At 48.6% G+C, this 13,199-nt stretch carries 11 protein-coding genes and 4 tRNA genes; 5 read left to right on the top strand and 10 right to left on the bottom strand.

The annotated features are described in order from the left end of the window. Window positions 1–49: 49 nt before the first annotated feature. From MK185_04450 to MK185_04485, 8 genes are all read right to left on the bottom strand, one after another. On the bottom strand, window positions 50–823 hold the full coding sequence (locus tag MK185_04450) for a radical SAM protein (protein MCH2039864.1): 774 nt from the start codon (window positions 821–823) through the stop codon (window positions 50–52). A gap of 449 nt (window positions 824–1,272) precedes the next feature. Further along, a tRNA-Leu gene (locus MK185_04455) sits at window positions 1,273–1,359 on the bottom strand. Window positions 1,360–1,434: 75 nt separating this feature from the next. Then, window positions 1,435–1,508 (bottom strand) — tRNA-Cys (locus tag MK185_04460). A gap of 28 nt (window positions 1,509–1,536) precedes the next feature. Then, window positions 1,537–1,612 (bottom strand) — tRNA-Gly (locus MK185_04465). Window positions 1,613–1,730: 118 nt separating this feature from the next. Then, window positions 1,731–2,279 (bottom strand): CDP-diacylglycerol--glycerol-3-phosphate 3-phosphatidyltransferase, encoded by a 549-nt coding sequence (gene pgsA / locus MK185_04470; GenBank protein MCH2039865.1) that lies wholly within the window; start codon window positions 2,277–2,279, stop codon window positions 1,731–1,733. A gap of 33 nt (window positions 2,280–2,312) precedes the next feature. After that, a complete protein-coding gene (uvrC, locus tag MK185_04475) occupies window positions 2,313–4,139 on the bottom strand; it encodes an excinuclease ABC subunit UvrC (GenBank protein ID MCH2039866.1) in 1,827 nt (608 codons plus the stop codon). Next, window positions 4,139–4,801 carry a UvrY/SirA/GacA family response regulator transcription factor gene (uvrY, locus tag MK185_04480; GenBank protein MCH2039867.1) on the bottom strand — a complete coding sequence of 221 codons (663 nt, stop codon included), beginning with the start codon at window positions 4,799–4,801 and terminating at the stop codon, window positions 4,139–4,141. Before uvrY ends, uvrC begins: the two co-directional genes overlap by 1 nt. 92 nt (window positions 4,802–4,893) lie before the next feature. Continuing rightward, window positions 4,894–7,611, bottom strand: coding sequence for a GNAT family N-acetyltransferase (locus tag MK185_04485; GenBank protein ID MCH2039868.1), 2,718 nt, complete (start codon window positions 7,609–7,611; stop codon window positions 4,894–4,896). A gap of 77 nt (window positions 7,612–7,688) precedes the next feature. Between MK185_04485 and MK185_04490 the strand changes: the two genes are divergently transcribed. Further along, window positions 7,689–8,612: a histone deacetylase family protein gene (locus tag MK185_04490; protein MCH2039869.1), complete on the top strand. Its 924-nt coding sequence runs from the start codon at window positions 7,689–7,691 to the stop codon at window positions 8,610–8,612. Between the two features lie 112 nt (window positions 8,613–8,724). Next, window positions 8,725–8,958 carry a hypothetical protein gene (locus MK185_04495; GenBank protein MCH2039870.1) on the top strand — a complete coding sequence of 78 codons (234 nt, stop codon included), beginning with the start codon at window positions 8,725–8,727 and terminating at the stop codon, window positions 8,956–8,958. 223 nt (window positions 8,959–9,181) lie between these two features. On the opposite strand, the gene MK185_04500 is transcribed toward MK185_04495, so the two are convergent. After that, window positions 9,182–9,272 (bottom strand) — tRNA-Ser (locus MK185_04500). A gap of 158 nt (window positions 9,273–9,430) precedes the next feature. Between MK185_04500 and tusD the strand changes: the two genes are divergently transcribed. Genes tusD through MK185_04515 form a run of 3 tightly spaced genes read left to right on the top strand, consistent with a single transcriptional unit; the run spans window position 9,431 to window position 11,481 of the window. Beyond that, window positions 9,431–10,195, top strand: a complete 765-nt coding sequence (tusD, locus tag MK185_04505) for a sulfurtransferase complex subunit TusD (GenBank protein MCH2039871.1) — start codon at window positions 9,431–9,433, stop codon at window positions 10,193–10,195. A gap of 1 nt (window position 10,196) precedes the next feature. After that, window positions 10,197–10,508: a TusE/DsrC/DsvC family sulfur relay protein gene (locus MK185_04510; GenBank protein MCH2039872.1), complete on the top strand. Its 312-nt coding sequence runs from the start codon at window positions 10,197–10,199 to the stop codon at window positions 10,506–10,508. A 13-nt stretch (window positions 10,509–10,521) separates the two neighbouring features. Next, entirely contained in the window at window positions 10,522–11,481 is a 960-nt protein-coding gene (locus tag MK185_04515) for a glycosyl transferase family protein (GenBank protein MCH2039873.1), read from the top strand. 83 nt (window positions 11,482–11,564) lie between these two features. Here the strand turns inward: MK185_04515 and MK185_04520 are convergent, their stop codons facing one another. Then, window positions 11,565–13,184 (bottom strand): methyl-accepting chemotaxis protein, encoded by a 1,620-nt coding sequence (locus MK185_04520; protein MCH2039874.1) that lies wholly within the window; start codon window positions 13,182–13,184, stop codon window positions 11,565–11,567. Window positions 13,185–13,199: the final 15 nt, after the last annotated feature.

Genomic DNA, 13,199 nt, shown 5'->3' on the forward strand with positions numbered 1-13,199 from the left:
ACAACCCTCTTCTTTAATAAAAGTCGATAGTTTTATGCCAGCCAAAATATTAAAGTCCGCGCTGCCACTCCTGACGAAGTGCGATCCGCCCAGCCATGGCATCATCAAGCTGCGCTAACATTGCAGCTTTATCCTCACCTAGGTTTCCTTTTAACGGTAAATAATTCGACGCATGATCACTGCGAAATACAGTATTTTTCAGCTCCAGCGTATTAATTAACAAACGCAGCTCTTTAAACAATTGCAGTTGATTCGGCAACTGGTACTCGCCATTAAAACCTTGCTTAACACGCTCATCACCCATTGGATAGCTGACTACTAAGGTCGACAGATAATCCGGCTGAGCATCATTCATTAATAAGGCTGAGTTACGCGCATGCTGCTCACTGTATTTAACGCCACCCATACCATTTAGAATCATGACTGAGGATTTAATACCCGCCTGCTTGATTTTAACCAGTGCATCGAGAGTAGACTGATACGTCTCGCCCTTATTAATAAATTGCAGCACCTCATCATCGCCACTTTCCGCCCCGACATACAGAATGCCTAAGCCCAAATCACGCATTTGTTGCAATTCATCTACAGATTTTTTGCGGACGTTTCTTGGCAAACAATACGCCCCCACTCGCTTAACCCAGGGCGTGTAGTGCTTAATCGCCTCCAGAATGGTGATTAACTTGCGTGACGACAGAACCATCGCATCACCATCAGCAAGAAAAATCTTTTCGAAACGTGGACCTAAAGCCGCAGCCTCCTGTAGCTCCTCAATAACCTCTTCCTCCTTCTTCGCTCGGAATTTTTTCTGCGGCTGTGTGTACATATCGCAAAAGGTACAGTTATTCCAGGAGCAGCCATTGGTGACCTGCAGGATCAAAGATCGCCCTTCAGAGGGTGGGCGGAAAACGGGTTCTATATAATCGAAAAGACTCATCACGGGTGCTTTTGTAGTAGTTTTCCTAATTTTACCGCCAGTAAACAATAAGCTGAAGCACCAGGTAGGATGCATCCGCATAATCAGACCGCCAGTCCCCCTCTAGCAATAACGAGCCTTACTAATTCATGACGATACCAATCATTTTGAATCGTCTGCGCTTCGTCACTCCCAAAAGACATGCAAGCCTCTGTAAGATAAATTTCCATCCACAAGACGTTTAAGTCGATCACAATAATGGATTATGCAAGGCGCTTGATTCAAATAAGGAAAATGCCGGTATCACAACAAAAAAAGTGGCGAACCGATTAGAAAGTATCTGGAAAATGAAATATAAATGGTGCCCGGGGCCGGACTTGAACCGGCACGTCCGTTAGGACGGGAGATTTTAAGTCTCCTGTGTCTACCAATTCCACCACCCGGGCATCGGGGTCAACATAACGTTGATGCAGTGTGGCACTGCCAGGAATTTATCGCTTTGATCGACCACACTGATAAAGTGGAGGCGCGAGCCGGATTCGAACCGGCGTCAGCGGATTTGCAATCCGCGGCATGGCCTCTTTGCTATCGCGCCAATATCGATATCAACCCCTGCGAGGAGTTGGAGCGGGAAACGAGATTCGAACTCGCGACCCCGACCTTGGCAAGGTCGTGCTCTACCAACTGAGCTATTCCCGCTAAACGATGCAGCGCATTTTAGAGAATGCGCTAATGAAGTCAACTGTTTTTTCTTACTTTTTAAGCACTTAGCCTGCTTTTATAAATTTTTATCAGAATTCAGCTATCGCCGACAGCGTCATTTACTTGCAACTAAATCGGGCCAAGCAGCTTTGAGATAGACAAACATAGACCAAATAGTAAGGATTGACGCACCAAACAGGCAGATCCAGCCAACCGTTTCGACGTAGTGATGAAAGCCGCCCGCCATCAGGAAAAAGATAGCTGACATCTGCAGGAAGGTTTTCACCTTACCCACATAACTGACTGCAACGCTGGCACGCTTGCCAAGCTCGGCCATCCACTCACGCAGTGCTGATATCACAATTTCGCGACCAACAATAATCATTGCCGGTATCGTCAACCATATCGTCGCAAACTCCTCAACCAGCAATATAAAAGCGACTGCAACAATCAGCTTATCCGCAACAGGGTCGAGGAACGCACCGAGTGGCGTACTTTGATTCAGCTTACGAGCAAGGTAACCATCAAACCAATCGGTTACTGCAGCAAGCCAAAATAGTAATGCGGCCCATAACTTTCCACCCTCACCCAACCAATAGAAACAAATCACCATCATTGGAATCATGATGATCCGACCCAATGTGAGGATGTTTGGCAAATTCATGTGTTTTTACTCCTAACGCTAACCGCGCAAAAATTATTCACCGTGCAGATGAGCAAATATTTGCCCAGCAAGCTTTCTGCTGATTCCGGGAACCTTCTCCAGTTCCTCGCGACGCGCACCGCGCATGTTCTTTAGACTACCAAAGTGCAGTAGTAGCTCCCGACGACGTTTGGGGCCGATGCCTGGCAGCGTCTCCAGGAGAGATTCGCCTCGACTTTTAGCCCTAGCTTTACGATGGCCAGTTATCGCAAAGCGGTGTGCTTCATCGCGAACCATTTGCAAAAGACGAAAACCTTCATCGTGAGCGTCGGGCATTATAGGGTGAGTTGCATTGGCTTCCCATAGGAATTCCCAGCCGGACTTACGAGTCTCCCCTTTAGAAATACCAAACGCAGCGACATCACCCGCCAATTCGAGGCCATTAAGCACATCGCTAATCCGGTTAATCTGCCCCCTACCACCATCAATCAATAATAAATCAGGCAAATCCTGCTGTTCTTTAAGCCGAGTAAGATGCCTCGTTACTGCCTGATCGAGCGCGGCATAATCGTCACCCGCCGCAACGCCTTTGATTGAAAAACGACGATAGCGAGATTTAGTTAATCCTTCCTCATCCCCATAAACAACACAAGAGGCATACGTTGCCTCACCCTGAGAGTGACTGATATCGAAGCACTCAATGCGCTTGGGCACACTGGGTAAGGTCAGTAAATCAGCTACTTTTTCCAGTTTATTGAGCGCAGCCTGGCGTCCGGAAATTTTCGTTTGAGCACCCGTGCGTGCATTTTCCTGAGCCATATGCAACCACTGCCTATTGGATCCCCGTAAGCCCAGAGAGTGCAGGACTCTCTTTTGGAAATGCAGTTGAATAGCATCAAGCAGGGGTTCGACTTGTTCTTTGTCTACATCAAGAATCAGATCTTTAGGAAGACCATCGACAGCGTGGTCAGCCAGGTAGAACTGACTGACAAATTCAGTCAGTAATTCAGGCAATTCTTCGCCAGCCTTATTGTCAGGGTAGAAATTCTGGCTCGAGGTAAGACGGCCGTTGCGAAATGTCAGGCGGTGAATACAAATAATCTCCTGCCAGTCGACAATACCCCAAGCATCGGCATTACCAGAACCGCCATCGACGAATTGCTTTTCCTGAATACGGCGCATCATCTCAATCTGATCACGCAATTCACCGGCACGCTCAAAATTCAGTGTTTCTGCCTCCTGCTGCATTTCCTCCTGCAGCAGTTGAATTAACTCACGACTCTTGCCTTGTAGAAACAACCGTGCGTGCTCTATATCCCTCTGATAATCCTCTTTCGAAATTTTACCAACACACGGCGCAGAGCATCGTTTAATTTCATACTGCAAACATGGGCGGCTACGATGATTAAAGTAGGAGTCTTCGCAGGAACGCAGCAAAAATATTCGCTGCAAATGATTAAGCGCTTCGCGCACGGCGCCACTGTTTGGGTATGGTCCGAAATAGCGACCATCTTTCTTTCGCTTACCACGGCGATAGGCGAGTAATGGGTAATCGTGATCGGAAAGGTGCAGGAACGGGTAGGATTTACCGTCCTTCAGTAGAATATTGTATTGCGGTCGATGTTGCTTGATCAGCGTTTGCTCAAGTAGCAATGCCTCCGCTTCGTTAGCTGTCACGGTCACTTCAATGTGGTGAATATGACTAACCAACGCCACCGTTTTGGTGTTTAAGCCACGGGCGCGAAAATAGCTAGAAACCCGATTTTTTAGATTTTTTGCTTTACCGACATAAAGCAGCTCGCCATCTTCCGCGAACATACGATAAACCCCTGAGCGCTGACTCAGGGTTTGAAGAAATGCCGCAATATCAAACTCCGCCATCAGGCGGAGGCACCAGAGCTAACCGTTCCCGGATCTACCAAGCCGTGACGCATAGCAAGCAGTGTTAGCTCGACATCGCTGTCAATGTCGAGCTTATCAAAGATGCGATAGCGATAACTATTGACTGTCTTCGGACTCAGAAACAGCTTTTCACTGATTGCCTGAACTTTCTGACAGCCAACAATCATCAGCGCAATTTGCATTTCACGTTCGGATAATTCATCAAACGGTGACGTCTGATCCTGTTGAAATGGCTTTAACGCCATTCGCTGAGCAATTTCCGGACTGATGTATTTTTGTCCCGTTTTTACCTTGAGAATCGCATTGTACATTTCGGCGGCATCCGCGCCCTTAGTGATGTATCCACTGGCACCAGCCTGCAACAGTCTGGATGCAAACGGATTGTCATCACAAGCAGTCACCGCGATCACATGCACATCAGGGTTTTGGCGCAGGATTTTTCGGGTTGCTTCCAGCCCACCAATACCCGGCATGCGAATATCCATGAGAATAATATCTGGCGGCGTTTCCTTGGCGAACTGCACCGCATCTTCACCACTTGCGGCCTCTCCTATCACCTCAATGCCATTCTGATCAGCTAAGATTCGCGATATCCCTGAGCGAACCAATTCGTGATCATCAACGACCAAAACCTTAATCAAAGGTAACTACCTCGCTTTTGCTATCTGTCCGCTATCACACTAGAACGGTTTGCTTGTAATTATTATCAAATTAATCAACGCGTGTTGTTGCATCATGACAAAGGCAACATTTTCTTACGCTGCCATCCGTATTTCAACGGATTCAAATTTTTACCAACTTCGACAACGCCCTCTTCCATATTGTTATGCAAGCTGAAACCAAGACGTTCACACAGCTTGAGCATACCATTGTTATGCGGCAAGACTGTACCAATTATCTGCAATACTCCACGATTTTTAAGGTATTCGATTATTTCGACCATCAGCCGATGACCAAGGCCTTCGCCGCGACAATCATCATCAATAATCACTGCATACTCGGCGGTAACATCATCCGGATCTATCCAGACCCTTACTACGCCGTACAGTTTACCACCGCGCATAGCAACAAATGCCATCTCCCGGTCGTAATCAATCTGGGTGAATCGTGCCAGCTCTTTATGGTCGAATTGTCGTCGCGCGGTAAAAAAGCGTAATCGTAACGATTCGGGACTCAGGCGCTGATAGAAGGCCAGAAGCGGTGGCTCGTCTTCGCCACGAATAGGGCGAATACGGTATCCGTTACCCTGCTTACTTTCGTAGGCAGTTTCCAGCTCTACCGGGTATGGCAATATAGCGCTTTTCAATGGGTGCCCGATCTCTCCAGCAACACCGATCACCCTGTATCTGCCTACCTGGCGACGAATTGCATTAGCTTCGAATCCAGCCAACCAGGGGTGATTCAGCGCCATGTGAGACAGCGCCACCAACCAGCGCTCCAGCGTTACCAACTCACGCTCAATGTTATCTGATCGCTCATTAAGAACACGGTAGAAGTGACTGCGCTTAATCAATTTCTCAGCAAGGTTGGCATTCAACGGTGGCAGTGCAACCTGGCGATCCACCAGGATATCGGCAGTTGAGCCGCCACCACCAAAAAACAGATAGGGTCCTAGCTCGCGATCACGACCGATACCAAATGAAAACTGCAGATTATCCAATGCTCGATATTGCTTCTGGACGGTGTAGCCCAGCACTGGGCTATCCGGAAACGCAGCCCCAATGGCCGATTCCAGCTTCTCGGCCGCCGGCAGAAGCTCCTGCTTGCTGTAGAGTTCACGAGTAACCGCACGCAAACGTTCACGCGGGTTATTGCCGTAAGCAAATGGATACAAATAGTTTCGATGATGAACACGCAACACCCATGGCTTTTCAATATCCTCCGACGTTTCCAGCATTGTCGCCATGTCCGGACTGTAATGATTTTCCGAAATTGCGAAGCCATACGCCTCAAGCAAATCCCAGGCATGACTGGGCAATAAATAGTCCCCCGGTCGATGTTCTTGACGAATCTGGGCGTCTACTTCCTCGTAGGCTGAAGAAATCGGAATCTCTAGACTCTCTGGAGTCTCGCGCAGCAGATCCTGCGTTCTCTGATGCTGCACCATATACATGTATGACTTAATGGCATTGTCTGGCGTATCAAACGTAGGGACACCGTGCTTATCGAAAAACTCACGCACAGGCTCAGCGGTGTACTCTCCCATCCAGCTGGTCAAAATGGTTTTTGGTGTTTTCTTCGACACATCAACCAGGGCTTTGGCATTTTCCATTGGATCAGAACCAAGACTCGGAATATGCACAACCAACACTGCGTCAACACCTCGATCCAGCACGATGGCGCCAACCACCGCGGACAATTGCTGCGCTTTTAATTCTGGATTGAGCAGCACCGGATTGTCGGTTTTGACATATTCCGGAAGTAATCGACGCAAATGCGTGCGGGTATCAGAAGATAATTCCGCTAACTGACCATCATCATGAATCAAACGGTCCATAGCCAGGATTGCCGGGCCACGACCGTTGGCAATAATTGCCAATCTTGGACCAAAATTCTCGCGACGCGGACTCAATGCATCGACGCAATCAAATAATTCATCGGTCGCCGATACGCGCAGCACACCGGCACGGGCAAGCGTTTCATCAATAAGAGTATCCCGACTGCGAAGACCTTTTGGCGTCTCAATACGATTGAGAGGACTTTCCTGAAAACGATTACTTTTAACGGCAAGCACCAACTTATGACGTGATGCCGCCCTTAAGGAACGAACCAGCGCCTTGCCCGAACCAATTTCATCCAACTGAATCAGGATTGTGCGTACATGAGGCTCCTGTACGATGTAGTCAATCAGATCGGGCAGAATGACATCCTGGCTTTTCCCGAGCGTAAGTACATGAGAAAAACCAATATTACGACTGAATGCCCAATCCATAACACCCGATGCTAATGTTCCGGACTGGCCGATATAGGCAATATTGCCCTTCTTAACCGGCACATGGAGAAAGCTGGCATTGAGATTACGCCACGGCACCACCATACCCAGGCAATCAGGGCCAAGAATCCTCATGCGAGTTTGTTCAATCACCTGATCAAGGCGATCAGAAGATGGACGAAATTGCCACGAGCGTGCCCGCGCGATCCCCCCGGTCAGCAACATGGCCGCACCAACGCCCTTCTTATGCAGCTGCTTAATCACTTTGGCCACGGTTTCAGCCGGCGTACAAATAATCGCAAGGTCCGGAACAGAATCCAGCTCACTGATGCGAGACAACGCGGGCAGGCCATAAATGGTCTTGTAACCACGACTGTTAATCGGGATTATTTGCCCACTGTATTGACCACTCCGCAGATTCCGAACAATGGCTCCACCGAGACTCCCTTGTCGTTCTGATGCACCTATAACAGCAATGCTGGTAGGCTGAAAAAAGAGTTCTAACGAACGTGTGCCCATACAAAGTGATCCATAAGTTTAGTTGCGTACATTAGGAACGCGGTTACACTGACGAAAATTATTGAAGCAAGCGCATTATGACGACTGCCTACTATACATTCGAACAACATTTTTCTCATAACACCGGTGACGATCATCCCGAACATGCCATGCGCCTTCTCGCCATTGAGCAAGGCCTGAAGCAGTCAGGCATTTGGCAAAGCCTGGATGTTATCCAGGGAAGTATGGCTCGTGTACCGGATATTTTACGAGCTCACAGCCACGGCTACTATGATCAATTACAACTGATACAACCCGAGCAAGGCCACATATTTGTTGATGAAGACACACCAATGTCGTCCGGCTCACTGGAGGCCGCGCTATATTCTGTTGGCACCTGCACTCAAGCCCTTGATGATGTGTTGAACAATGACACTCGCCACAATAATGCTTTTGCTGGCGTTCGACCTCCCGGCCACCACGCCGAACACAAGAGAAGCAAAGGCTTTTGCTTTTTCAACAACATCGCTATCTGTGGTTTGCGCGCCGTCCATGTTCATCATCTTCAGCGAGTCCTGATCATCGATTTTGATGCTCATCAGTGCAATGGCACGATTGATATTCTTGCTAACGACCATAACTTTCTGATCTGCTCGAGCTTTCAGCATCCGTTTTACCCTCACTCTCATTATCAGACCGACGTGTATAACAACGTCCTAAACGTCCCGCTCGATGCTGGCACCGGCAGCCATGAATTTCGCAGTCGAGTGACTAAAGCCTGGAGTGACGCCATCGAAAGATTTACACCCGAGCTAATATTGGTATCAGCCGGATTCGATGCGCATGAGGCCGACCCGATGGCAGAACTGAACTTACAGGACGAGGACTATGCCTGGCTTGGCCACTGGATCGGTACTATTGCCGCCAATCGCAACACCCCGGTCCTGTCATTATTGGAAGGCGGTTATGATCTGAATGCCCTGGCAAGGTCCGTAGCGGGCTACATCCGTGCCATGCAATAGAAAAGCATCCGCCTTAATTACGTTGAGAAACATTCGCACACACAAACACGCTATTTCTACTTTCGCTTTGTCGGCATGCTGTACAAAAGTCAGCAGATGAAGCGAAGACAGTATGGCAAGCACCCAGGCACCACACTCAGAACTGGGCATTCAGAACCGCGAGGCGGCATCCAGAAATCACCGAATCTGGCAGCGCTGGAGCCATTTAATAAAAAACAGCAAGCAATCGTTCCCAATTCCTGACCTGCGATCAAATCACCTGACCCGGCTGATCAAAGCTGAATGGCTTGTTATCAGCCTGCTATTTACGTGGTCAAGCTTTCTCCTTCTTTCGGCACTCAACTGATATTGCCACTGACAGAAAACCGAAAGCGTCTGAACCATTACTACCTTCGGCACTTTGCAGTGCTCACTTTGGAGACTGATCCAGACCACCTTTTATTTCAGAGCAAAATACAACCGTAAAAGAAACCACCAACAAACGGCAGTAACTTGAAAAATTAGCGATGGCAGAAATATTCGGAGACAGAAAGCAAAAGGCCTGCTTGATAAGCAGGCCTTTTTAAATATGGCGGAGGGATAGGGATTTGAACCCTAGATAGGCTATTAACCTATGCCGGTTTTCAAGACCGGTGCTTTCAACCGCTCAGCCATCCCTCCGAACGCGAGACGTATAATACCCTGAGAATTTTTCACGTCAATACTTATTTTGAAAAAAGTTCATTAAATCAATGCGATACAGTTTTCTGTTGTGTTCGTTTCTTTCCTTAAGGGTTGGCGGCAATTATCATACAAGCTGTCCAAACAGAGTTTTTATCATGGCTCGCACGTCGCTTTTCTTAAATCAAAGCCCTTTTACTTACCATAGCCACCTGCAGGCCATGGATTACATTCGCAATCTTCCATCGACCGAGCAAATTGAACGCGTCTTTTTTTATCAAGACGCCACTCTGGTCGGACTTAAAAATCAGCAGCCAGTACAAGGCCAACCCAGCCTCGCCGAACTTTGGCAGAAGCTTGCCAGCGAGCGCGGCTTTGCGCTGCAAAACTGCATTGCCAACAGCTTACGGCGCGGCATATTCAATGACGAAGAAGCGAAGCGCTATGATCGCCAGGCCAACCTGGCTGATCAATTTGAACTGACAGGACTTGGAGAGATGGTCGACGCTGTCATCAGTAGTGACCGCATCATTCAATTCCCGCAAGGGGATTCCGCCCTGGCACAACAGACCGAATCAACAGATATAGACCTTCTTATACACATTGCCACTGTGCCGACGCTCGATCTGGAACCCTTAGAACTAGCCATGGCGTGTGCCGCATTCGAGCGGCAGGTCGCCCTGATTTTCTCAGGCGATGGCCTCGACTGGCTAATCAACAAACAGGAGCCGAAGCGTCCCGGCGGCAAAGCCGCTGATAAACTGGTCAAGGCATTGGCCATGTATGACTGTGATCAGGTCTACTATGTTGTCGATGAAGAGCATCAGCTACCAAATGCCACATTGGTCAACAATGTCGAGGAAATCTCTTTTCAACAGCAGTGTGAACTGGTGGCTCGAAGCAAGCATCAACTGGCTTTTTGATATGATCCCAGCAACCGATAAAGACGGCTTCTTAGCTGACACAGATGATTGGAATAACGCCGTGGCGATAGACCTTGCGCTATCTGAAGGCATTTCCTTGACCGATGCACACTGGGAAGTTATCAACGCACTGCGCGCATTTTATAGGGAGTTTGATGTCTCTCCCGCGATGCGCCCGCTGACTAAGTACCTGAAACAACATTTGGGGGCTGATAAAGCCACTAGCATTTACTTGCTCAGACTATTCCCTGGTAGCCCGGCTAAAATCGCAGCGAAGATTGCAGGCCTTCCACGCCCTGAAAATTGTTTATAACCGAGAAGTATTGATGGAAAAGCACGATTTAGCCGAATACGTTCGTATTCTGGCGAGGGGTAAAAACGCCAGTCGGCATATGACCCTCGAGGAAGCGCATTACACCATGAGCAATATGCTTAAAGGCAATTATCGCCCGGAACAGCTCGGTGCCATTTTTATGCTGATGCGGGTTCTGGAAGAAAATGCTGAGGAAATTGCTGGTTTTGCGAAAGCCATCAATGAGTATTTCCCTGCTGAACTGGAAGCGGACCTGATCTGGGCCAGCTACGCTGGCAAACGTCGCCAACCTTTCTGGTCACTGCTTTCAGCCCTATTATTGAGTGAGATGGGCTATAAAATTCTGTTCCATGGCAGTCTGTCCCACACGGAAGGCCGGGTATATTTACATGAGGTGTTTGAGCAGTTCGGGTTGCCGCAACTTAAAACCACTGACGAGTTTTCGCAATTTAATATCGCCTATCTACCCTGCTCAGCCATCAACCCGCGATTACAGGACTGGCTTCTCCTCAAATCGGTTTTGGGTGTTCGCTCTCCGATCAACACCGTTTTAAAAACAATTTCTCCAGACAATATCCCCAGCGTTCAAGGAATTTTCCATCCGAATTACCGTGCCTTACATTGCGATGCTGCACGCCAACTGGGGCACGACGCACTGGTAATTAAGGGCGAAGGCGGTGAATTTGAAGTCAACCCCGAACGCAAGTGCGTCGCCATGTATTGCTTTAGCGGAGAGCAAGGAGAAATTTCCATTGCTAACGACCAAAGCCTGTTTGAAGACAAGCCAAGCGACCCATCTCCTCAACACCTGCTCAACTTCTGGCGCGGGGAAATGAAGAGCAACTACGCGAACCAAGCAGTATTAAAAACAGCCGCTCTTGCTTTGTGCGCCATCGAAAAAAACAGTGACTATTCCTTCGCGCTAACTCGCTGCGAACAAGCCTGGCAGCAACGCAACATCAACCTTCTGTAAACACGATTAACAATGCACTGAATGCAATAAGCCCGGCATGCCGGGCTTATTGCTGAATGACAGTCTCTCAGGACCTTTCGATATCACACTTTAAATTGATCGGTAACCTTCTGCAGTCGCCGCGATATATCCGTTAACGACCTGCTCGCCGCTTCCACTTGCGTCATGCTGCTCATTGCCTCTTCCGACCTATCCTTGATGCCAATCACATTATCTTTAATGCTGTAAGCAGCCTGCTCCTGGCGCTCAGTAGCACTGGCGATTTGGGAATTCATCTGGCTGATTGATCCTACTTTTTCAGTAATCGCCTGCAAACTCTCATCCGTACGAGCCGCTTGTGAAACACTGTTTTGAGCACGATCCTGACTCTCACTCATGACAGACACCGCAGACTGAGCGGCGCCCTGGAGCTGCTCAATGACAGCCTGGATTTCCTGTGTCGAATCCTGGGTTCGAGATGCCAGCGTACGCACCTCGTCAGCAACGACCGCAAAACCTCGACCTTGCTCACCGGCACGAGCCGCCTCAATTGCAGCATTTAATGCCAGCAAATTGGTTTGCTCTGCAATGCCTTTAATAACATCCAGAATACTACCAACATTGGCAGTGTCGGCCTCCAACTGGCGAATAACATCACTGGCGCGCTCAACTTCCCCCGCAAGCCCATTGATACTGGCAACAGTCTCACTGACGATTGAACGTCCCTCCTTAGCTGCAATATCCGCCTCAGTCGCTGCCTCTGCAGCAGAATTCGCGTTACCTGAAACCTCTTTGACACTGTCCACCATATCTTCAACAACCCGCGAAACTTCTTCAGTTGCCTGATTTTGACTGGTGGCAATTTGCGATGTTTTACTGGTCAGGTTGCCAAGGTCATCAGAGACGTCCGCTAACGGCCGGGTGGAACTGACCACCTCACCGATGTTCTGATGTAGCTTATCAACAAACTGATTAAACCAATCGACAACATCCCCCAATTCATCGTTAGACGTTTTTTCGATGCGCTGGGTCAAGTCTCCGTCACCTGTAGCAATTCCTTTTAAAGAACGAACAAGGCGCTTCAGCGCAGTATCGATCACGGAGCTGGTCGTCCATGCAAAAAAAGCCAGTACAGCAACAGTTACGATCGTGATAGTAACACCGACGGAAGTTGCATTCTGAGCAGCTTGGTTAGATTCATCAACAGTACGGTTAAACGCAGACAAACCCGCTTCGGAGTAGTCCTCCATCAACGTTTTAACTTCGTCCAGGTTGGTGTTCATTTGCTGAATCGCTGAGGGCATCTGGGATGGGTCAAGCGTGCCCTGCACCATACCGGCGGACAGCCCTCTCGCTGCCGAAAAATACGCCTTGAAGGCGTTACGTGTGGCGATCACATCAGAAGCGCGTTCAGACCATATTCGCTCCAACATATCGAGGCTCATTGTGACTTGGCTTTTCACCTTTTCAGCATTATTAACAAAATCCATTTCACCGGTGCTGACGGCCGTTGAAAACAGTTCTTTGATCTGCTCTAGCCGAACCAGATTCGACTTAGAATCCTGCACCACCGGAAAGAACGTTCGCTGAATTTTTTGTAAGCGCTCAGAGTTAGCGCTGTTGATGTTGCCGTTCACCACCAGGCTGATAATAAAGCCGATTACAGCCACTCCAGCTAAGGATAGAATTTTTGCCTTGATGCTTAACGAACTCAGGAGATTCATGCTCATTCCCATAGA

The organism is Saccharospirillaceae bacterium, assembly GCA_022448365.1.
In the GTDB taxonomy this organism is placed as follows: domain Bacteria; phylum Pseudomonadota; class Gammaproteobacteria; order Pseudomonadales; family Oceanobacteraceae; genus Bacterioplanoides.